Origin of the sequence: Streptomyces griseofuscus (assembly GCF_014673495.1) — a bacterium.
Taxonomy (GTDB): Bacteria; Actinomycetota; Actinomycetes; order Streptomycetales; family Streptomycetaceae; genus Streptomyces; species Streptomyces murinus.
On the sequence record NZ_CP051006.1, the window covers coordinates 6,277,935 to 6,298,934 of the forward strand.

General features: G+C 73.4%; 15 protein-coding genes. 5 read left to right on the forward strand and 10 right to left on the reverse strand.

The genetic code is table 11. The features are described from left to right. Nucleotides 1-681 precede the first annotated feature (681 nt). The 7 genes from HEP81_RS28555 to HEP81_RS28585 are packed head-to-tail and all read right to left on the reverse strand — an operon-like array spanning nt 682 to nt 8,603. The gene (locus tag HEP81_RS28555; RefSeq protein WP_037653180.1) at nt 682-1,488 is read right to left on the reverse strand and encodes an HpcH/HpaI aldolase/citrate lyase family protein; all 807 of its coding nucleotides are present in this window, start codon (nt 1,486-1,488) and stop codon (nt 682-684) included. Beyond that, nucleotides 1,485-2,717, reverse strand: a complete 1,233-nt coding sequence (locus HEP81_RS28560) for a CaiB/BaiF CoA transferase family protein (RefSeq protein ID WP_381125608.1) — start codon at nt 2,715-2,717, stop codon at nt 1,485-1,487. Before HEP81_RS28560 ends, HEP81_RS28555 begins: the two co-directional genes overlap by 4 nt. Further along, a complete protein-coding gene (gene rbsK / locus HEP81_RS28565) occupies nt 2,714-3,607 on the reverse strand; it encodes a ribokinase (protein WP_037653183.1) in 894 nt (297 codons plus the stop codon). Before rbsK ends, HEP81_RS28560 begins: the two co-directional genes overlap by 4 nt. After that, nucleotides 3,604-4,965: an ADP-ribosylglycohydrolase family protein gene (locus HEP81_RS28570; RefSeq protein ID WP_037653185.1), complete on the reverse strand. Its 1,362-nt coding sequence runs from the start codon at nt 4,963-4,965 to the stop codon at nt 3,604-3,606. Before HEP81_RS28570 ends, rbsK begins: the two co-directional genes overlap by 4 nt. Further along, nucleotides 4,953-6,173: an ADP-ribosylglycohydrolase family protein gene (locus tag HEP81_RS28575; protein ID WP_051849979.1), complete on the reverse strand. Its 1,221-nt coding sequence runs from the start codon at nt 6,171-6,173 to the stop codon at nt 4,953-4,955. The genes HEP81_RS28570 and HEP81_RS28575 overlap by 13 nt, the downstream gene beginning before the upstream one ends. 7 nt (nt 6,174-6,180) lie before the next feature. Next, on the reverse strand, nt 6,181-7,296 hold the full coding sequence (locus HEP81_RS28580) for an ADP-ribosylglycohydrolase family protein (protein WP_172636993.1): 1,116 nt from the start codon (nt 7,294-7,296) through the stop codon (nt 6,181-6,183). Beyond that, nucleotides 7,296-8,603 carry an ADP-ribosylglycohydrolase family protein gene (locus HEP81_RS28585; protein ID WP_243279621.1) on the reverse strand — a complete coding sequence of 436 codons (1,308 nt, stop codon included), beginning with the start codon at nt 8,601-8,603 and terminating at the stop codon, nt 7,296-7,298. Before HEP81_RS28585 ends, HEP81_RS28580 begins: the two co-directional genes overlap by 1 nt. A 275-nt stretch (nt 8,604-8,878) precedes the next feature. Here HEP81_RS28585 and HEP81_RS28590 point away from each other — a divergent pair, with 275 nt between their 5' ends. From HEP81_RS28590 to HEP81_RS28600, 3 genes are all read left to right on the forward strand, one after another. Beyond that, nucleotides 8,879-9,610: a VIT1/CCC1 transporter family protein gene (locus HEP81_RS28590; RefSeq protein WP_037653190.1), complete on the forward strand. Its 732-nt coding sequence runs from the start codon at nt 8,879-8,881 to the stop codon at nt 9,608-9,610. A 560-nt stretch (nt 9,611-10,170) separates the two neighbouring features. After that, the gene (gltB, locus tag HEP81_RS28595) at nt 10,171-14,682 is read left to right on the forward strand and encodes a glutamate synthase large subunit (RefSeq protein ID WP_037653192.1); all 4,512 of its coding nucleotides are present in this window, start codon (nt 10,171-10,173) and stop codon (nt 14,680-14,682) included. Continuing rightward, entirely contained in the window at nt 14,675-16,138 is a 1,464-nt protein-coding gene (locus HEP81_RS28600) for a glutamate synthase subunit beta (RefSeq protein WP_037653193.1), read from the forward strand. Before gltB ends, HEP81_RS28600 begins: the two co-directional genes overlap by 8 nt. A gap of 123 nt (nt 16,139-16,261) precedes the next feature. Here HEP81_RS28600 and HEP81_RS28605 read toward each other — a convergent pair whose 3' ends face one another. Then, complete coding sequence (locus tag HEP81_RS28605) at nt 16,262-17,128, reverse strand: rhomboid family intramembrane serine protease (protein WP_037653195.1); 867 nt, start codon at nt 17,126-17,128, stop codon at nt 16,262-16,264. A 173-nt stretch (nt 17,129-17,301) separates the two neighbouring features. Between HEP81_RS28605 and HEP81_RS28610 the strand changes: the two genes are divergently transcribed. Next, nucleotides 17,302-18,027, forward strand: coding sequence for a vWA domain-containing protein (locus tag HEP81_RS28610; protein ID WP_037653196.1), 726 nt, complete (start codon nt 17,302-17,304; stop codon nt 18,025-18,027). A gap of 10 nt (nt 18,028-18,037) precedes the next feature. Here the strand turns inward: HEP81_RS28610 and HEP81_RS28615 are convergent, their stop codons facing one another. Beyond that, nucleotides 18,038-19,000: an acyl-CoA dehydrogenase family protein gene (locus HEP81_RS28615; protein WP_037653198.1), complete on the reverse strand. Its 963-nt coding sequence runs from the start codon at nt 18,998-19,000 to the stop codon at nt 18,038-18,040. Further along, nucleotides 19,000-20,139, reverse strand: coding sequence for an acyl-CoA dehydrogenase family protein (locus HEP81_RS28620; protein WP_037653200.1), 1,140 nt, complete (start codon nt 20,137-20,139; stop codon nt 19,000-19,002). Before HEP81_RS28620 ends, HEP81_RS28615 begins: the two co-directional genes overlap by 1 nt. A gap of 53 nt (nt 20,140-20,192) precedes the next feature. Between HEP81_RS28620 and HEP81_RS28625 the strand changes: the two genes are divergently transcribed. Next, nucleotides 20,193-20,978, forward strand: a complete 786-nt coding sequence (locus tag HEP81_RS28625; protein WP_037653201.1) for an SDR family oxidoreductase — start codon at nt 20,193-20,195, stop codon at nt 20,976-20,978. The last annotated feature ends 22 nt before the right edge of the window (nt 20,979-21,000 follow it).

Sequence of the window (21,000 nt, forward strand, 5' to 3'; positions counted from 1 at the left end):
CCCTGCGGTGGCCGTGTGCCGGTGCGGTCGAGAGGCGGCGGGGGGGGCATGGGTGGGTTGCGGCGGAGGGCCGGTCGCCGGCCGGTCGCGGGTGGTGCACCGGGCGCGGGCGGCCCGGGCATCGCCGTGATGGCCGTGTGCCGGTGATGCCGAGCGGGCCGATGGGCGTGGGCGGGCCGGGTACCCCTGCGGTGGCCGTGTGCCGGTGCGGTCGAGAGGCGGCGGGGGGGGCATGGGTGGGTTGCGGCGGAGGGCCGGTCGCCGGCCGGTCGCGGGTGGTGCACCGGGCGCGGCCGGCACGCCGGGGCGGACGCCGGGAAATAGCGGAGGCCGGGCCGACACGGGACGCATCGTCGGCTCGCCCGTCCGTTGCCCCGTCGCCCCGTTGCCCGATCGCCCCGCGCACGGCGGTTGGCGGTCGGGGACCGCGCGGCGGCGGAAAGCGGGTGCCCGAGCGCCGGGCGCCCGGCCGCACCCTTGCCGCCGCGCCCTCTTTCCGGCGCAACGTCATCGTCTCTGCGCAGGCCCGCTGACCTCTCTGCGCAGGTCTCCTCTCCCTGTAAGCCACTTCTCCCGGCGCCGCCCCCCGGCATCCGCCGCGACGGCGACCGGCGGTGTCCGAGCAGCCGCAGCCCCAACCCGGCCGGAGCCACCGTCGGCGCCAGGGTCCCCGCCCGGTCCTCAGTGCCTCCGGGCCAGTGACAGGGTGCGGTGGGCCGTTGCCACCACCGCCGCGTCGATGAAGCGGCCGTCGGGGAGGGCCTGGGCGCCGGGGGTGGTGGTGGCGGCTTTGAGGATGGTTTCGGCGTGGTCCAGTTCGGCGGGGGTGGGCAGGTAGGCGCGCTCGATGACCGGGAGCTGGCGGGGATGGATCGCGGCGCGGCCGAGGAAGCCGAGGGCGCGGCCGTGGGCGCAGGAGGCGGCCAGGCCGTCGAGGTCGCGGATGTCGGGGTGCACGGTCTGCGCCGGCGGGGGCAGCCCCGCGGCGCGCGCGGCGACGATCACCCGGGAGCGCGGCCAGTCCAGGCCCGAGTCGGCCCGTACCCCGAGGTCCGCCCGCAGGTCCGCCTCCCCGAGGGAGATGCCCCGCAGCGAAGGGTGCGCGCCCGCGATGGCGTACGCGTGCTCGACGGCCAGTGCCGACTCCAGCAGCGCGTACAGGGGGAACGGTACGGCGGCGGCGACCCGGCGTACCTCCGCGGGACCGCTCACCTTCGGCAGCCGTAGCCCCGACAGCCCCCGCAGCCCCCGCAGCGCCGCCAGGTCCGCGCTCGCCCACGGTGTGTCCAGGGCGTTCACCCGCACATGCACCGGCACCGGGTGCGTCTCCGTCAGCAGCTCCGCCGTGGCGGCGCGCGCGTACTCCTTGCGCTCCGGTGCCACCGCGTCCTCCAGGTCGACCACCACCACGTCCGCGCCCGCCACCAGCGCCTTGGTCACCACCTGGGGCCGGTCCCCGGGGACGTACAGCCAGGTCAGCGGCGTCACAGGGCGCCCTCCGCGCGCAGGGCGGCGATATCGGAGGGGGCGAGGCCCAGCTCGGTGAGGACCGCGTCGGTGTCCGCGCCGTGCGGCCGCCCGGCCCAGCGGATCGCGCCGGGCGTGGCGGACAGCCGGAACAGCACGTTCTGAAGGCGCAGCGGACCCAGCTCCGGGTCCGGCACGGTCGTCACCGTGTTCAGCGCCTGGTACTGGGGATCCTCGAACACGTCCCGCACATCCTGCACCGGCGCCACGGCCGCCTCCGCCTTCTCGAACGCCGCGAGCACCTCCGTACGGCTGCGGGCGGCGATCCAGGAGCCGACCGCCGCGTCCAGCACCTCCGCGTGCGCGGCCCGCTCCGCGCCCGTCGCGAACCAGGGCTCCTCGATCAGCTCCGGCCGCCCCACCAGCCGCATCACCCGCTCCGCCACCGACTGCGCGGACGTGGAGACTGCCACCCAGGTGCCGTCGGCGGTGCGATACGTGTTGCGCGGGGCGTTGTTCGCGGACCGGTTGCCGGTGCGTTCCTGGACGTAGCCGAGCTGGTCGTACCAGGTGGGGTGCGGCCCGAGCACGGATAGGATCGGCTCGATGATCGCCATGTCCACGACCTGCCCCGTGCCGGTGCGTTCCCGCGCGGTCAGCGCCGTGAGCACGGCGTACGCGGTGGTGAGGCCCGCGACCGAGTCGGCGAGCCCGAAGGGCGGCAGCACCGGCGGCGCCTCCGGCTCCCCGGTGAGCGCGGCGAAACCGCTCATCGCCTCCGCGAGGGTGCCGAACCCGGGCCGGTGCGCATACGGCCCGAACTGCCCGAACGCGGTGACCCGGGCGAGCACCAGGCGCGGATTGGCCGCGGACAGATCCGCCCAGCCCAGGTCCCATTTCTCCAGCGTCCCGGGGCGGAAGTTCTCGATCACGACATCGGCGGTGGCGGCGAGCCGCAGCAGGGTTGCCCGGCCGCCCGGCCGGGACAGGTCCAGGGTGATCGCCCGCTTGTTGCGACCGAGCACCTTCCACCACAGTCCGATCCCGTCCTTCGCCGGTCCGTGCCCCCGCGACGGATCGGGACGCCCCGGATGCTCGACCTTGATCACTTCGGCGCCGAAGTCACCGAGCAGTGTCGCGGCCATGGGCCCGGCGAAGAGCGTCGCCAGGTCCAGCACCCGCAACCCCTCCAGCGCCCCGGCGCGCGCCGTCGTACCCCCGCTCGCTCCCTCGCTCCTGCCCCCGTTCACGCGGTGAACCGCGCGTCGATCTCCGGGCGGTACGGCATCGACGCCGACGCCCCGGCCCGCTCGACCGAGAGGGAGGCCGCGGCGGCGGCCCAGGACAGGGCCTCCCGTACGGGTTTCTCCTCGGCGAGGGCCACCGCGAGCGCCCCGGTGAAGGTGTCGCCCGCGGCCGTGGTGTCCACGGCCTCGACCCGGGGCGCGGGCACCACCAGCGGCTCGGCGTCCCGGGAGACGTACAGACAGCCGGTGGCGCCCAGGGTGACCACCGCGCGCGGCACCAGTTCGAGCAGTGCGGTGGCGGCCTCGCGCGGGTCGGTGCGGCCGGTGAGGGTGATCGCCTCGTACTGGTTGGGCACCAACAGGTCGGTGGCGGCGAGGAGTTCGGGTGGCAGCGGCTGGATGGGTGAGGGGGTGAGGATCGTCCGGACCCCGTGCCGGTGCGCGGCGGCGGCGCCCGCGACCACCGCCGCCAGCGGGATCTCCAGCTGGAGCAGCAGGGTGTCGGCGGAGGCGATCAGCCCCTCGTCGCCGGGTGAGAGATGGTCGACGGTGCCGTTGGCGCCCGGGATGACGACGATGGAGTTGCCGCCCTCGTCGTCCACCACGATGTGCGCGGTGCCGGAGGGACCCTCGACCGTGCGCAGGAAGTCGGTGTCCACGCCGGAGTGTTCGAGGGTCTCGCGCAGCCGGGTCCCGGCCGCGTCGTTGCCCACGGCGCCGATCATCGAGACGGTCGCGCCGGCCCGCGCGGCGGCGACCGCCTGGTTGGCGCCCTTGCCGCCGGGGATCGTACGGAACTCCCGGCCGGTCACCGTCTCGCCGCGCTGCGGGGCCTTGGCGACGAAGGCGACGAGGTCCATGTTGGTGCTGCCGAGCACGGCGATATGGGTCATGGGCGGTACGCCTCCAGGTGGGTGAGATGGGCGAGGGTGTCGAAGCCGGTGCCGTCGAAGTCGGCGACGGTGGTGGCGAGCCGGTTCTTCAGCGGGGCCCGCCAGTGCTCCGGGATCACGGCGGGGGAGCCCGCGAGCAGCCCGGCGACGCTGCCCGCGCTCGCGCCGACCGAGTCGGTGTCCAGACCGCCCGCCACCGCGCGCCCGATCGAGCCGGTGAAGTCGCCGTCCGCGTGGGTGAGCGCGGCGGCCAGCAGAGCGGTGTTGGGCAGGGCGTGCACCCAGTGGTGGGTGGGGGAGTAGCGGGCGTGGAGTTCGTCCACCACGGCGTCGAAGTCCTCGTGCCGGGCGGCCAGTTGGACGGCGTGGTCGAGGGCCCCGGCGAGCCGGGAGCGGTGCGGGACGACCGAGCGGCCGATCCGCAGACAGGTGTGGACGTCGTGGTCGCCGGTGGCGGCCGCGGCGAGGGTGGCGGCGGCGAACATGGCCGCGTAGACGCCGTTGGCCGTATGGGTCAACACGGCGTCCCTGTAGGCCTGTTCGGCCGCCGCACCCGGGTCGCCCGGGTTGGTCCAGCCGTGGACGTCGGCGCGGATCAGGGCGCCGATCCACTCCCGGAAGGGGTTGCGGTGGCGGGCGGTGTGCGGGGGTTCCACGCCGCTGAGGAGGTTGCGGTAGGCGAGGCGCTCGGCTGTGAACGTGCGCCCCGGCGGCAGCTCGTCCAGCCACAGCCGGGCGACGTCCGCGGTGCTGAAGCCCCTGCCGTGCCGCTGGAGCAACAGGAGGTTGAGCAGCGGGTAGTCGAGGTCGTCGTCCTCAGGCATGCCGTCGATGTTCTCGGCGAGCGAGGTGGCGGCCGAGCGACGGTTCCACGGGTGCGCGTCGAGCAGTTCGGCGGGCACGCCCCGGGCGGTGAAGTAGCCGGTCAGCGGCCAGTTGCCGCTCGCCCGGGCGAGGGCGCGCACGCCGTCCAGGCGCAGCTTCTCGACCGGCTTGCCCAGCAGGCAGCCGGCGGCCCGGCCCAGCCAGGACGCCTCGAAGGCGAGCGGTCCCGGCGTCCCGGCGAGCCGTGCGGTGGGCCAGTCGGGGCAGGCGGCCCGGATCGCGGCCGGCTCGGTCGGCTCGTCGTCGGCCAACCGGCTGGGCAGATCGGCCAGTTCGTCCAGCAGGTCCTCGGCGAGCAGCCGCAGATAGCGGGAGACGCGGTGCGGGGAGGCGCCAGCGCGGTCCGGGGCGTCCGGGCCGCCCGCCGCCCGCCAGCGCTCCTCGATCCGGGACGGCTCGCGGCCGTCGAGGCGGGCCTGGCGCAGCTCGTGCCCGAGCAGGTCCTCGGGCTGGACCCAGGTCAGTCGGAGCACCGCACACCTCCCCGGTCGGAGCGGGACGCGTCGCCGGGCTCCGGCGTGCCGCCCAGGGCCGCGAAGGCCAGCTCATGGGCGCGGCGCCGGCCGTGGTCGAGGGCGAACACCTCGCGCGTGACCTGGGCGAGCGTCCGGGCCGGCTGCCACAGGTCAAGGCGGCTGGCCTCCGCGACCGGCTTCGCCCACTCCTCGGGCACCGGCGAGCCGAGCGCGCCCGCGAGGGCACCGGCCATGGTGGCGATCGAGTCGCAGTCGCGCCCGTAGTTGACCGAGCCGAGCACCGCGTGCCGGTAGTCGCCACCGGAGATCACCAACATGCCGAGGGCGACGGGGAGTTCCTCGATGGAGTGCAGCCGCGAGGGGCGGCGGGCGCCGAGCGAGGGGGCGCGGTAGTCCGGGCCGACGGTGTCGTACGGCTCGACCGCCGCGCGCAGCGGACCGAGCGCCGAGGCGAAGTCGCTGTGCCTGCGGGCCACTTCGCAGACCTTCTCGATCGCCTCCCGGGTGCCGTCCTTGGCCAGCGCGAGACAGGCGGTCACCACCGAGTCCGCCGTCGCGTCCGGCGCGGTGGCGGCGGCGACGGCCGCGGCGAAGACACCGGCCGCCTCCCGGCCGTACGACGACTGGTGCGCACCGGCGATGTCCAGCGCCTCGGCGTAAGCGGCCCGCGGATCGGCCGCGTTGACCAGGCCGACGGGCGCCATGTACATCGCCGCACCGCAGTTGACGATGTTGCCGGTGCCCGCCTCCCGGGGGTCCGCGTGACCGTAGGCGAGCCGGGCCACCAGCCACTTCTCGGCGAGGAAGAGGCGGTGCAGCGGCAGCGCCTCCGCCTCCAGCTCGGGGATCCAGCGGGGGTTGGTCATCAGGTCCGGCACCAGGTGCTCGGCGAGCGCGTAGGCGTCGAGGTGGTCGCGGACGCGGTCGTAGACCCGGACCAGGGCGTGTGTCATCAAGGTGTCGTCGGTGACGTGTCCGTCGCCCTTGTGGTACGGCGCGAGCGGGCGGGCGGTGCGCCAGGCGTCGCCGTGCCAGGGGCCGACGATGCCGTGCACCAGGCCGCCGTGGCGCTCGGCGATCTGGTCGGGGGAGTAGCCCTCGACCGGTCCGCCGAGGGCGTCGCCGACGGCGGCGCCGACGAGGGCGCCGGTGATCCGTTCGTCCAGATCGGGCTGTCCGGTGCCTTTGGGTTGCTTGGGCGTCATGCCCGAATCATCCTCCCGGGTGGGCCGGTTGCGCGGCTTCCAGGAGTCCGGCGAGTTCCACCAGATCGGTGCCGGTGAGGCGGGGCAGGGCGCAGCCGGGCAGTACCCGGCAGGCGTCCCGCCAGGTGTCGGGGATCGCGGCGGCGCCGCCGAGCGCGCCGGTGAGGGCGCCCGTGAGGGCGGGGGCGGAGTCGGCGACCCGGGACAGGCAGGCGGCGGCGGGTACGGCCGCGGCGATACGGCCGTCGGTGGCGGTGGTCAGCGCGAGCGCGACGGGGACGGTCTCGGCGGCGGCGACGCCGTAGCTGTAGACGTGGTCCACGATCTGGTGTTCGAGGAGCGGTACGAGGGCGAAGGCGGACGCGCCGTCCTCGGCGAGCGCGAGCGCGTGCCGGGCGTTGCGGCCGATCTCCGTGTCGGGCGGGAGTTCGGCGAGGGCGGCGGTGACGCAGGTGCGGGTGTCCGCGCCGGTGAGGGCGAGCGAGACGGCCGCGGCCATGGCGCGGGCGCCGTGCACACCGTCGCCGTCCTGGGTGTAGCGGGCGTCGAACTCGGCGAGGGCGGCGGCGCGTTCGGGGTCCCCGGGGTGGGCCACGGCGAGGGCGCAGGCGCGTACACAGGCGGCGTCGTCGAAGTAGTGCGGGTTGTCGTGGCCGCTGGCGGGCGGGCGCAGACCGGTGGCGAGGTTGCCGAGTCCGGCCCGGACCGAGATGCGGGCGCGCAGCGGCAGTACGGCGGACTCGATCTCCGGCGCGCGGTCCGCGGCGGCGGCGACCTCGCAGGCGACGGCGGACCAGGTGAGGTCGATGGCGGCCCGCATACGGCGGTCACGGCTGAGGTCGCCGAGGGCGTCGTCGGGGCCGGCCCGCAGTACCGCCTCCGCGGCGAAGGCCGCCCATTCGGCGTCGTCGGAGGGGCCGAGGCGGAGGGGTTCGGGGGGCTGGTTGAGGGCGATCGGCACCGGGAGGGTGGTGGTCGCGTTCTGCTCCGCGAAGGTGTCCAGCTCGCGGGTGAGCCGACGGGTCCACTCGGGCATCCGCGCGGCGCGGTGCCGGGCGGCGGGCCAGCCGGCGGCGTCCCCGGCCGCCAGCCCCAGCAGCATCCCTTCGACGCGCCCGGCCATCACACGGCCCCCTCGGTGCCGACCCTGGCGGCGCACCCGACCGCGCCCCTGCCGCCGTCCACCGCGACGCCCGCCTCGGCGGTGAGGACGGGGAGGGAGACAGGGACGGGTGCGGGGACGGCGGTCGGCCGATGGGCCGCGAGAGCGGGCAGGGGCGGGGCCGTCGGTTGAAGCGCGGCTGGTGTCGGTTGGGGTGCGGCCGTCGGTCGGGGTGCGGCTGGTGTCGGCTGAGGTGGGGACGTCGTATCGAGGACGGCTGGCGTCGGCTGAGCTGGGGCCGGCGTGTCAAGGGCCGCCGCTGCGGGCCGGGGTGGCTCCGCGGGCTGGAGGAGGAGGTCCGCCAGCTCCAGGACGTGCCGCCCGCCCATCGACGGCAGGCACCTGCCCCGCGCCGGGCCGATCGCGTCCGCCCAGGCCGCCGGGATCGCGGACAGTCCCTGGGTCGCGCCCGACAGCGCGCCCGCCACCGCCGCCGTCGTGTCCGCGTCGCGGCCCATGTTGACGGCGGTCAGGACCGCCTCGCGGAAGTCGCCGTCGGCTGTGGCGTAGGCGCCGAAGGCCAGCGCGACGGCCTCCGGGGCGAGGTCGGTCCAGGGATAGCCGCCGATGACGACCGCGGAGCGGACCGCGCGTTCGCCGCGGTGGGCGACGGCCACCGCGCGGCGCAGCGAACGCGCGGTCCAGGAGTCGTCCGGGATCACCGCGAGGGCCGCGGCGATCACCACCGGGACCGGGGCACCCGCCATCGCCGCGGCCACTCCCGCCGCGACGGCCTGGCCGCCGTAGATCCCCTCGCCCTCGTGGCTGACCGAGCCGTCGATCGCGACCAGCCGGGCCGCCTCCCCGGGGCGGCCCGCCGCGAACACCCCGAAGGGGGCCGCGCGCATCGCGAGCCCGTCGCTCCAGGCGTGCCGGTGCTGCGCGGAGATCGGCGCCGCAAGGCCCCGGCGCAGATTCTCCAGCGTGCCCCGCTCGCTGAAGCCCGCGCCGCGGAACGTGGCCCGCTCGGTGATCCACTCGTGCCAGGCCGCCTCCGCGTGCGCCGGGGTGAGCGCGGAGCCGTGCCGGGCGAGCAGCAGTCCGGAGAAGAGGGCGTACTCGGTGTCGTCCGTACCCTGCGGCCGGTCCGCGACGAACCCGGTGATACGGCCCCAGCGGGCCCGGATCTCGGAGGGCTTCAGATTCTCCGCGGGGGCGCCGAGCGCGTCCCCGACGGCCAGGCCGAGCAGCGCGCCCCGGGCCCGGGAGCGGGGACCGGTGAGCTCCCCGGGCGCCGGGGGCGGGGGAGTGCAGGCGGTCGATGCCATGGGCGGCCTCCTTCGGCGGGGCCCGTCCGGGCCCGCGGACCCTTTGCGGATGTGTGCCACGACGGGCCGCGCTACGTGCCTGGGAAGGGGACCTGTCACCCGCTCGGCAACCTGAGCAGTAAGGGGCACCGATGAGCGCAAAAACCGTAAAGTCGCAGGTTAGCCCAGCCTTTCCTTGCTGGCGGCGCGATCACGAACGGCGTAGATTCTGTGGTGTCGAAAAGTAGAACTCGTCCAAAGTTAGCTTTGGCTAAGCTAAATCGGGGAAGAAGATCATGGCCCTCATCGAGACCACGGCGGCGCTGCACGAAGCGCACCGCGACAACCACACGCACCGCGATGTCAACGGCGGCTGGCTGCGCCCCGCCGTGTTCGGCGCTATGGACGGCCTGGTCTCCAACCTCGCCCTGATGACCGGCGTGGCCGGTGGCGCCGTCGGCCACCAGACCATCGTCATCACCGGGCTCGCGGGCCTCGCCGCCGGCGCCTTCTCCATGGCCGCGGGCGAGTACACCTCCGTCGCCTCCCAGCGCGAGCTGGTCGAGGCCGAGCTGGACGTCGAGCGCCGGGAGCTGCGCCGCCACCCCCAGGACGAGGAGGACGAGCTCGCGGCGCTCTATGCGGCCCGGGGTGTGGCCCCCGAACTGGCCCGCGAGGTCGCCCGGCAGCTGTCCAAGGACCCCGAGCAGGCCCTGGAGATACACGCCCGCGAGGAACTGGGCATCGACCCGAGCGACCTGCCCTCGCCGCTGGTCGCGGCCGTCTCCTCCTTCGGTTCCTTCGCGCTCGGCGCGCTGCTGCCGCTGCTGCCGTATCTGCTCGGCGCGACCGTCCTGTGGCCCGCCCTGCTGCTCGCGCTGATCGGGCTCTTCGGCTGTGGCGCCGTCGTGGCCAAGGTGACCGCGCGCAGCTGGTGGTTCAGCGGTCTGCGGCAGCTCGCGCTGGGCGGTGCGGCCGCCGGTGTGACGTACGCCCTCGGCGCACTGTTCGGAACGGCCGTAGGATGACGCGCGCCGGTACTTATACGTGATGACGAATAAGTAGCCGTTACCCGTTGGTTTCGGATGCGTGACCACGGGGCATGAGCCGTAAGCGCTGTGGGCAATGACGCCTGCCGCACCCCTGTGGGGTGGGCCGACGAAGACCCCCCTGCTCCCCGGACCGATGGACACCGATCCGACCGATGGTGTCGCAGCGGTCCACCCCCCACGCGTTTCGCCGCCACCGCGGCGGCCAGGTCGCCCCGGGCGGTACCGGCCGTCGCGCCATGCGGCACCGGCCGCTTCGTGCGGTACCCGGCCGCCCCGCGCGGCTCCCGGGCACCCGTCATGAACCCCCGTGGTGTCCGCATGATGAAACGGAGTATCCGCTTCCCGAGAACCGGGTCATCATGTAACCTGCACGAAATTTCGCCATCTCCGCAGAGGGCCAACGTCGTCCCTCGGCACACGCCACATGCCATATGACGACGACGGGAGAGCCGATGCGTACGCCGCGCCAGCCGTCCCAGCATTCCGAGAACGGCCAGAACTGGTCGTTCATGGATGCTCGCCCTGCTGCGCAGGGTATGTACGACCCCCGCAACGAACACGACGCCTGCGGCGTCGGTTTCGTCGCCACTCTCACCGGCGAGGCCTCCCACACCCTGGTCGAACAGGCGCTCACCGTGCTGCGCAATCTGGAGCACCGCGGCGCCACCGGCTCCGAGCCGGACTCCGGCGACGGCGCGGGCCTGCTCTCGCAGGTGCCGGACGCCTTCTTCCGAGAGGTGGCCGGATTCGAACTGCCCGCCGCCGGTTCGTACGCCGTCGGTATCGCCTTCCTGCCCGGCGAGGGCATCGAGGACGCCGTCTCGGCGATCGAGACGATCGCCGCCGAGGAGGAGCTGACCGTCCTCGGCTGGCGCGAGGTGCCGGTCGCGCCCGAGCTGCTCGGTGCCACCGCCCGCGCCACCATGCCGGTCTTCCGGCAGATCTTCGTCGCCGACGGCGCCAGCGAGGGCATCGCCCTGGACCGCAAGGCGTTCGTGCTGCGCAAGCGCGCCGAGCGCGAGGCGGGTGTCTACTTCCCGTCGTTGTCCGCGCGCACCATCGTCTACAAGGGCATGCTGACCACCGGCCAGCTGGAGCCCTTCTTCCCGGACCTCTCGGACCGCCGCTTCGCCTCCGCGATCGCGCTGGTGCACTCCCGGTTCTCCACGAACACCTTCCCGTCGTGGCCGCTCGCCCACCCGTACCGCTTCATCGCCCACAACGGCGAGATCAACACGGTCAAGGGCAACCGCAACTGGATGCGGGCCCGCGAGTCCCGGCTGGCCTCCGACCTGTTCGGCCCCGCGGAGAAGCTGGACCGGATCTTCCCGGTCTGCACCCCGGACGCCTCCGACTCCGCCTCCTTCGACGAGGTCCTTGAGCTGCTGCACCTCGGCGGCCGCTCACTGCCGCACTCCGTGCTGATGATGATCCCGGAGGCCTGGGAGAACCACGCCTCCATGGACGCGGCCCGGCGCGCCTTCTACGGCTTCCACGCCACGATGATGGAGCCGTGGGACGGCCCCGCCTGCGTCACCTTCACCGACGGCACCCAGGTCGGCGCCGTGCTCGACCGCAACGGTCTGCGCCCCGGCCGCTACTGGGTCACCGACGAGGGCCTGGTCGTCCTCGGCTCCGAGGTCGGCGTCCTCGACATCGACCCCGCCCGGGTGGTCCGCAAGGGCCGCCTCCAGCCCGGCCGGATGTTCCTCGTGGACACCGCCGAGCACCGCATCGTCGAGGACGACGAGATCAAGGCCTCGCTCACCGGCGCACAGCCGTACGCCGAGTGGCTGGAGGCCGGCGAGATCGAGCTGGGCGACCTGCCCGAGCGCGAGCACATCGTGCACACCCACGCCTCGGTCACCCGCCGCCAGCAGACCTTCGGCTACACCGAGGAGGAACTGCGCGTCATCCTCGCCCCGATGGCCCGCACCGGCGCCGAGCCGATCGGCTCCATGGGCACCGACTCCCCGATCGCGGCCCTGTCCGAGCGCCCCCGGCTGCTCTTCGACTACTTCACCCAGCTGTTCGCCCAGGTCACCAACCCGCCGCTGGACGCCATCCGCGAGGAGCTGGTCACCTCCCTGCGCAGCGCGCTCGGCCCGCAGGGCAATCTGCTCGACCCGACCGCCGCCTCCTGCCGGTCCGTCATGCTGCCCTTCCCGGTGATCGACAACGACGAGCTGGCCAAGCTCATCCACATCAACGCCGACGGCGACATGCCCGGCTTCAAGGCCGCGACCCTCTCCGGACTGTTCCGGGTGAGCGGCGGCGGCGAGTCGCTGGCCGCCCGTATCGAGGAGATCTGCGCCGAGACCGACGCGGCCATCGAGAACGGCGCCCGGCTGATCGTCCTCTCCGACCGGCACTCCGACGCCGAGCACGCCCCGATCCCCTCGCTGCTGCTCACCGCGGCCGTCCACCACCACCTCATCCGCACCAAGCAGCGCACCCACGTGGGTCTGCTGGTCGAGGCCGGTGACGTCCGCGAGGTCCACCATGTCGCCCTGCTGATCGGCTTCGGCGCCGCCGCCGTCAACCCGTACCTTGCGATGGAGTCGGTGGAGGACCTGGTCCGCGCGGGCACCTTCCTCGACGGCGCCGACCCCGAGAAGGCCATCAAGAACCTGATCTACGCCCTCGGCAAGGGCGTCCTGAAGGTCATGTCCAAGATGGGCATCTCCACCGTCGCCTCCTACCGCGGCGCCCAGGTCTTCGAGGCCGTCGGCCTGGACGAGACCTTCGTGGAGAAGTACTTCAACGGCACCGCCACCAAGATCGGCGGCGTCGGCATCGACGTCATCGCCGACGAGGTCGCCGCCCGGCACGCCAAGGCGTACCCCGCCTCCGGCATCGCCCCGGCGCACCGCACCCTGGACATCGGCGGCGAGTACCAGTGGCGCCGCGAGGGCGAGCCGCACCTGTTCGACCCGGAGACGGTCTTCCGCCTCCAGCACTCCACGCGCACCGCGAGCTACGACATCTTCAAGAAGTACACCTCGCGTGTGAACGAGCAGTCCGAGCGCCTGATGACGCTGCGCGGCCTGTTCGGCTTCGACTCGGGCCGGGCGCCGATCCCGGTCGAGGAGGTCGAGCCGGTCAGCGAGATCGTCAAGCGGTTCTCGACCGGCGCGATGTCGTACGGCTCCATCTCCAAGGAGGCGCACGAGACCCTCGCCATCGCCATGAACCAGCTGGGCGGAAAGTCCAACACGGGTGAGGGCGGCGAGGACCCGGACCGTCTGTACGACCCCGCGCGCCGCTCGGCGATCAAGCAGGTCGCCTCCGGCCGCTTCGGCGTCACCTCCGAGTACCTGGTCAACGCGGACGACATCCAGATCAAGATGGCCCAGGGCGCCAAGCCCGGCGAGGGCGGCCAGCTGCCCGGCCACAAGGTCTACCCGTGGGTCGCCAAGACGCGGCACTCGACGCCCGGCGTGGGCCTGATCTCCCCGCCGCCGCACCACGACATCTACTCCATCGAGGATCTCGCCCAGCTGATCCACGACCTCAAGAACGCCAACCCCCGGGCGCGGATCCACGTCAAGCTGGTCTCCGAGGTCGGCGTCGGCACGGTCGCGGCCGGTGTGTCCAAGGCACACGCGGACGTCGTGCTGATCTCCGGCCATGACGGCGGCACCGGCGCCTCCCCGCTGACCTCCCTCAAGCACGCGGGCGGCCCCTGGGAGCTGGGCCTGGCCGAGACCCAGCAGACGCTGCTGCTCAACGGACTGCGCGACCGGATCGTCGTACAGACCGACGGTCAGCTCAAGACGGGCCGCGACGTGGTCATCGCCGCGCTGCTCGGCGCCGAGGAGTTCGGTTTCGCGACCGCGCCGCTCGTCGTCTCCGGCTGCGTCATGATGCGCGTCTGCCACCTGGACACCTGCCCGGTCGGCATCGCCACCCAGAACCCGGTGCTGCGCGAGCGCTTCGCCGGCAAGGCCGAGCACATCGTGAACTTCTTCCGGTTCATCGCCGAGGAGGTCCGCGAGCTGCTCGCCGAGCTGGGCTTCCGCTCCATCGAGGAGGCCGTCGGCCACGCCGAGGTGCTGGACGTGCGGCGCGCCGTCGACCACTGGAAGGCGCAGGGCCTGGAGCTGGCGCCGCTGTTCCATGTGCCGGACCTGCCCGAGGGCGCTGTCCGCCACCGGCAGATCGCGCAGGACCACGGCCTGGAGAAGGCCCTGGACAACCAGCTGATCAAGCTCGCCGCCGACGCCCTGGCCGCCGACGACGCGACCGAGGCCCAGCCGGTGCGCGCCCAGGTCACCATCCGCAACATCAACCGCACGGTCGGCACCATGCTCGGCCACGAGGTGACCCGGAAGTTCGGTGGCGCGGGCCTGCCCGAGGACACCATCGACATCACCTTCACCGGTTCCGCGGGCCAGTCCTTCGGCGCCTTCCTGCCGCGCGGCATCACGCTGCGCCTGGAGGGCGACGCCAACGACTACGTCGGCAAGGGCCTCTCGGGCGGCCGGATCATCGTCCGCCCGGACCGCGCCGCCGACCACCTCGCCGAGTACTCGACGATCGCGGGCAACACCATCGGCTACGGCGCCACCGGCGGCGAGCTGTTCCTGCGCGGTCGTACCGGTGAGCGGTTCTGTGTGCGCAACTCCGGCGCGCTGGTCGTCTCCGAGGGCGTGGGCGACCACGGCTGCGAGTACATGACCGGTGGTCACGCGGTCGTCCTCGGCCCGATCGGCCGCAACTTCGCGGCGGGCATGTCCGGTGGCATCGCCTACGTCATCGACCTCGACCCCGACAACGTCAACGCGGGCAACGCGGACGCCGTCCAGGAGCTCACCGACGCGGACAAGGCGTGGCTGCACGACGTGGTGCGCCGGCACGCCGAGGAGACCGGTTCGACCGTCGCCGCGAAGCTGCTCGCCGACTGGGACGCGGCCGCGGCCCGGTTCAGCAAGATCATCCCCAGCACGTACCAGGCAGTGCTCGCCGCCAAGGACGCCGCCGAGCGAGCCGGTCTCTCCGAGACCGAGATCACCGAGAAGATGATGGAGGCGGCGACCAATGGCTGATCCGAAGGGCTTCCTCAACCACGGCCGCGAGGTCGCCAGGACCCGTCCCGTCGGTGAGCGTGTCCAGGACTGGAACGAGGTCTATGTCCCCGGCTCCCTGCTGCCGATCATCAGCAAGCAGGCCAGCCGGTGCATGGACTGCGGCATCCCGTTCTGCCACAACGGCTGTCCGCTCGGGAACCTGATCCCGGAGTGGAACGACTACGCCTACCGCGAGGACTGGGGCGCCGCCTACGAGCGGCTGCACGCCACCAACAACTTCCCGGAGTTCACCGGGCGGCTGTGCCCCGCGCCGTGCGAGTCGGCGTGTGTGCTCGGCATCAACCAGCAGCCGGTCACCATCAAGAACGTCGAGGTCTCCATCATCGACAAGGCGTGGGAGGGCGGGCACGTCGCCCCGCGCATCCCCGAGCGCCTGTCCGGCAAGACGGTCGCGGTCATCGGCTCGGGCCCCTCCGGGCTGGCCGCCGCCCAGCAGCTGACCCGGGCCGGCCACACGGTCGCCGTCTACGAGCGCGCGGACCGCATCGGGGGCCTGCTGCGCTACGGCATCCCCGAGTTCAAGATGGAGAAGCGGCACATCAACCGCCGTATCGAGCAGATGCGCGCGGAGGGCACCCGCTTCCGTACCGGCGTGGAGGTCGGCCGCGACCTCAACGCCCGCGACCTGAAGAAGCGCTACGACGCGATCGTGATCGCCGCCGGCTCCACCACCGCCCGTGATCTGCCCGTCCCCGGACGGGAGTTGAAGGGCATCTACCAGGCGATGGAGTACCTGCCGCTGGCCAACAAGGTCCAGGAGGGCGACTATGTGGCGGCGCCCGTGACGGCCGAGGGCAAGCATGTCGTCGTGATCGGCGGCGGTGACACCGGCGCGGACTGCGTGGGCACCGCCCACCGCCAGGGCGCGGCCTCGGTCACCCAGCTGGAGATCATGCCCCGCCCGAACGACGAGCGGCACCCGACCGGGCAGCCCTGGCCCACCTTCCCGATCCTCTACAAGGTCACCTCGGCCCACGAGGAGGGCGGCGAGCGGATCTACTCCGCCTCCACCACCCACTTCGAGGGCGACGAGGACGGCAATGTGCAGTGGCTGCACATCGCCGAGGTCGAGTTCGTGGACGGCAGGCTGACCCAGAAGCCGGGCACCGAGCGCCGCATCCCGGCCCAGCTGGTCACCCTGGCGATGGGCTTCACCGGCACCGACCGGGAGAACGGCCTGGTGGAGCAGTTCGGCCTGGAGCTCGACGAGCGCGGTAACATCGCCCGCGACGCCGAATTCCAGACCAACGTGCCGGGAGTGTTCGTCGCCGGTGACGCCGGCCGCGGACAGTCCCTCATCGTCTGGGCGATCGCGGAGGGCCGCTCGGCCGCCCGCGGCGTCGACCGCTACCTGACCGGGGCCAGCGACCTGCCGGCCCCGATCCGCCCGACCGACCGCGCGCTCGCGGTCTGACGGCACCCCGGAACGTCCCGCACAAAGGCGTGCGGAACACCAATGGCGTCTGCCCACCTGTCCCCGACCGGACGACCGGGCAGACGCCGTTGACTTTTCCGCGGCACCGCGCGGTGCCCCGGCTCAGGCGGTGAGCGAGGCCGCCTTCAGCCAGGCGAGCGCGGCCAGCAGGGCGAGCAGGGCCACGCACACCCCCGCCTGCACCAGGGCGCGCCGCGCGTCGCGGGGCGCGTAGGCGTACGCCAGCGTCACCACGGCGCCCGCGAGCAGCCCACCGAGGTGGCCCTGCCAGGAGGTCAGCCCCGCGGAGATCATCAGCCACAGCAGCAGGCCGGCCATGTACCGGTTGACCTCGCGCATGTCGTGGCCGAGGCGGCGGCCCATGACCCAGTAGGCGGCGCCCAGCCCGAAGATCGCACCGGAGGCGCCGACGGTGTACGACTCCGGGATCAGCAGCAGCTCCAGCACCGAGCCGCCGAGCGCCGACAGCAGATACAGGGCGAGGTAGCGCGCCCGGCCCAGCTGGGTCTCCACGACCCGGCCGATGTTCCACAGCGCCACCATGTTGAACAGGATGTGCGTGATCCCGAACGTCCCCTCACCGGGCGTCAGATGCAGGAATGCGCCGGTCAGCAGCCGGTACCAGTCCCCGTGCGCGACCCCCTGCGGGACATAGCCGGCGGGCGTGGTGCCGAGCATCGCGAAGCGGTACTCGAACGACGGCCGGGCCAGCTCCACCAGATACGCCACCACGTTCAGCCCGACCAGTACATAGGTCACCAGCGGCACCGCGGCGATCCGGCCCCCGAACACGGTCCGCGCCTGCCGGATCGAACGGGCGCCCTCCTTCACACAGTCGACGCACTGATGGCCGACGGAGGCGTCCCGCATGCAGGACGGGCAGATGAAGCGGTCGCAGCGGGTGCAGCGGACATACGACTCCACCTGCGGATGGCGGAAACAGGTGGTCACGACGGACTCGGCGGCCACGGGCCGGCTCCTCGAAAAGGGAAGTACGACAAGGAAAGGGGAGGCGCGGGGGGAAGCACAGCGAGCCGGTGGGGCGGCAGCGAACAAAATAGCGAACCTGTGGGGCGGCCGTGACGCCCGGTGCGCGTGATCACGTAGGCTCGGCCCCTCGGAACAGCCGGAGGGGGCGGGCCATGGCCGCGATCAGTCTGCGCAAGGTGGAGGAGACCGCGCCCGCGCTCGTCGGCGCCTACCGCTCGGCCGGGGTCAGCCTGCGCGAACACGGCCTGGACGGGTCGCGGGCCGCGGTCTACCTCGTCCTCGACTACTCCGGCTCCATGCGGCCCTACTACCAGGACGGGAGCGTCCAAGCGCTCGCCGACCGGGTGCTGGGGCTGTCCGCGCACCTGGACGACGACGGCCGGGTGCCGGTGGTGTTCTTCTCCACCGACATCGACGCCGTCACCGAACTCCCCCTCGCCGGTCACGAGGGCAGCGTCGAGCGGATCGTCGCCGGGCTCGGCCACATGGGCAAGACCAGCTACCACCTGGCGATGGACGCCGTCATCGACCACTACCTGGACAGCGGCGCCACCGACCCCGCCCTGGTCGTCTTCCAGACCGACGGGGGCCCGATCAACAAGCTCGCCGCGGAACGCTATCTCTGCAAGTCCGCCAAGCTCCCCCTGTTCTGGCAGTTCATCGGCTTCGGCGACCCGCACAGCAAGCAGTTCGACTTCCTGCGGAGACTGGACGAACTCCCCGTGCCCGGCAGGCGGATCGTGGACAACGCCGGTTTCTTCCACGCGGGCGAGGACCCCCGGCGCGTCCCCGACACCGAGCTGTACGACCGTCTCGTCGCCGAGTTCCCCTCCTGGCTGTCGGCCGCGCGCGCCGCGGGCATCCTCCGCACCTCCTGAACCGGGCCGCTCAGCCGGTCACCTCCCCGAGGGCGTCCGCCAGGACCAGCTCCCGGCACTCCTCGGGCGTCCCCCACGCGCCGCGCAGCGCACGGGCCTTGATGAGCCACAGGGAGAGGTCGTACTCCGCGGTGTAACCGATCGCGCCGTGCAGATGCAGCGCCGTCCGCGCGGTGGTGTACGCCGCCTCGCACGCCCTGAGCTTGGCCGCGGCGACGTCCGCCGGGCGCATCGACACCGCCGCGCCGAGTACGAGGGGCCGGGCGAACTCCAGGGCCGTCTTCGCGTCGGCCAGCCGGTGCTTGACCGCCTGGAAGGAGCCGACGGGCACCCCGAACTGGGTGCGCTGCCTGACATAGCGCACCGTGCGGTCGAGCAGGGCGAGACCCACACCGAGGGCCTGGGCGGCGACGGCCAGCCGAGCCCAGCAAAGAGCCCGTTCGTACGGGGGAGCGGTGAGCAGCGGCGCGCCGTCCGGGGTGAGCGGGGTCAGCCGGCGGGCGGGATCGAGGGACGCGCGCACCGGTCCCGGGGTCGCCAGGTACAGCCCGCCGGGGGTGAGCGCGAGCCGGAGCGCGGCCGCGTCCCCGTCCAGGGCGAGGCCGCCGGGCGGTGCCACGGTGGCCGCCGCCTCGCCCGCCGCGAGCCTCGGCAGAAAGCGCCCGGCGTGCGGCGGCGCGTCCAGGAGCACGGCCCCCGCGACCGTCTCCACCAGCGGCCCGGGCATCGCGTGCCGCCCCAACTCCACGAACGCGAGGGCCAGTTCCACAGGATGCCGCCCCGCCCCGCCGTACTCCTCCGGCACCGCGAGCCCGAACACCCCCGCCGCCCCGAGCCGCGCCCACAACGCCCGCCCGCGCGCGTGCTCGCCACGGCTCCACTCGCGGACCACCGCCGGGGTGTCCGCCGCCGCCAGCAGGGCGCCCAACGCGTCGGTGAAGGCCCGCTGTTCGGCATCGGGCAGGAAGCGCATCAGCGGCGTCCCTTCGGCAGGCCGAGCAGCCGCTCGGCGATGATGTCGCGCTGGATCTCGTTGGTGCCCGCGTAGACCGGCCCGGCCAGCGCGAAGACATACCCCTGCGACCAGGCGCCGTCGGCCGCCTCGCCCTCCGGGCCCAGCAGATCGAGCGCCGTCTCATGCAGTGCGAGGTCCAGCTCGGACCAGAACACCTTGTTCATGCTGGTCTCCGGGCCGAGCCGGTCGCCGGCCAGGAACCGGGAGGCGGCCGCGTAGGTGAACAGCCGGTAGGCACGGGCGCCGATCACCGCGTCCGCCACCCGCTCCCGCGCGTGCTCCGGGCAGCCGCGCGCCCGCCACAGCCCCACCAGCCGGTGCGCCGCCGCGAGGAAGCGGCCCGGTGAACGCAGCGTCAGCCCCCGCTCGTTGCCCGCCGCCGACATCGCGATCCGCCAGCCCTGCCCCGGCTCGCCGATCACGTCCTCGTCCGGCACGAACACCTCGTCCAGGAACAGCTCCGCGAACGCGGGCCTGCCGTCCAGCCGGCCGATCGGACGCACCGCCACCCCGGGGGCCCGTAGATCGAACATCAGATAGGTGAGCCCCTGATGCGGTCGCGCGGCCCCCGGATCGCTGCGGAACAACCCGAAGGCCCGGTCGGCGAAGGCCGCCCGCGAGGACCAGGTCTTCTGCCCGCTGAGCAGCCAGCCGCCGTCCGCGCGCACCGCTCGGGAGGTGAGCGAGGCCAGATCGGAACCCGCTTCCGGCTCCGACCACGCCTGCGCCCACACCACCTCGCCCGAGGCCATCGACGGCAGCACCCGCGCGCACTGCTCCCGCGTCCCGTGCTCCAGCAGGGTCGGCGCCAGCAGATCGACCCCGTTCTGCCCGACCCGGCCCGGCGCGCCCGCCGCCCAGTACTCCTCCTCGAACAGCAGCCACCCCAGCAGCCCCGCGTCCCGCCCGCCGTACCGCCGCGGCCAGGACACCACCGACCAGCGGTCCGCGGCCAGTTCGGCCTCCCAGGCGCGATGGGCGGCGAACCCGGCCGCCGTCTCCAGCGAGGGCAGCGGCACCCGCGGCACATGCGCCGCCAGCCAGGCGCGGGCCTCGGCGCGGAACTCCTCGTCGGCCGGGGAGAAGGTCAGGTCCATGGTCGCTGTCACCATCCTTCCCTAACAAGTGTTTGGTAGGTTAGCTTGGCCCTATGACAGGCGTCGAGAGCCCGGCGTACGTCCCCGGGCACGGACTGCTCAAGGGCCGCACCGCCGTCGTCACCGCGGCGTCCGGCACCGGCATAGGCGGGGCCACCGCGCGCCGCTTCCTGGAAGAGGGCGCCCGCGTCCTGCTCAGCGACGCACACCCCCGGCGCCTCAAGGAGCACGAGGCCGAACTGGCCCGGCGGTTCCCGGGCGCGGTGACCGCCCTGCCCTGCGACGTCACCGACGAGCGGCAGGTCCAGGCCCTGTTCGAGACGGCCGCCGCCGAGCACGGCCGACTGGACATCGTCGTCAACAACGCCGGACTCGGCGGCACTTCGCCCCTCATCGACATGACCGACGACCAGTGGACCCGCGTCCTGGACGTCACCTTGAACGGCACCTTCCGCTGCACCCGCGCCGCCCTGCGCGCCCTGCGGACCACCGGCGGCGGAGTGATCGTCAACAACGCCTCCGTCATCGGCTGGCGCGCCCAGGCAGGTCAGGCCCACTACGCCGCCGCCAAGGCCGGGGTGATGGCCCTGACCCGCTGCGCCGCCATCGAGGCCGCCCCCTACGGGGTGCGGGTCAACGCGGTCGCGCCCAGCCTCGCCCACCACCCCCACCTGGCGAAGGTCACCACCCCCGAACTGCTGGCGGACCTGGCCGGGCGCGAGGCCTTCAAACGCGCCGCCGAGCCCTGGGAGGTGGCCAATGTGATCGTGTTCCTCGCCTCCGGCTACTCCTCGTACATGACCGGCGAGACCGTCGCCGTCAGCAGCCAGCGCGCCTAGGACCGAAGGGGGAGCGTCCAGA

Coding starts and splice junctions, on each gene's coding strand:
- HEP81_RS28585 (WP_243279621.1), bottom strand. CDS start 8,603: ATGGCATCGACCGCCTGCACTCCCCCGCCCCCGGCGCCCGGGGAGCTC.
- HEP81_RS28600 (WP_037653193.1), top strand. CDS start 14,675: ATGGCTGATCCGAAGGGCTTCCTCAACCACGGCCGCGAGGTCGCCAGG.
- HEP81_RS28625 (WP_037653201.1), top strand. CDS start 20,193: ATGACAGGCGTCGAGAGCCCGGCGTACGTCCCCGGGCACGGACTGCTC.
- HEP81_RS28610 (WP_037653196.1), top strand. CDS start 17,302: ATGGCCGCGATCAGTCTGCGCAAGGTGGAGGAGACCGCGCCCGCGCTC.
- HEP81_RS28575 (WP_051849979.1), bottom strand. CDS start 6,173: ATGACGCCCAAGCAACCCAAAGGCACCGGACAGCCCGATCTGGACGAA.
- HEP81_RS28620 (WP_037653200.1), bottom strand. CDS start 20,139: ATGGACCTGACCTTCTCCCCGGCCGACGAGGAGTTCCGCGCCGAGGCC.
- HEP81_RS28615 (WP_037653198.1), bottom strand. CDS start 19,000: ATGCGCTTCCTGCCCGATGCCGAACAGCGGGCCTTCACCGACGCGTTG.
- rbsK (WP_037653183.1), bottom strand. CDS start 3,607: ATGACCCATATCGCCGTGCTCGGCAGCACCAACATGGACCTCGTCGCC.
- HEP81_RS28580 (WP_172636993.1), bottom strand. CDS start 7,296: ATGGCCGGGCGCGTCGAAGGGATGCTGCTGGGGCTGGCGGCCGGGGAC.
- gltB (WP_037653192.1), top strand. CDS start 10,171: ATGTACGACCCCCGCAACGAACACGACGCCTGCGGCGTCGGTTTCGTC.
- HEP81_RS28590 (WP_037653190.1), top strand. CDS start 8,879: ATGGCCCTCATCGAGACCACGGCGGCGCTGCACGAAGCGCACCGCGAC.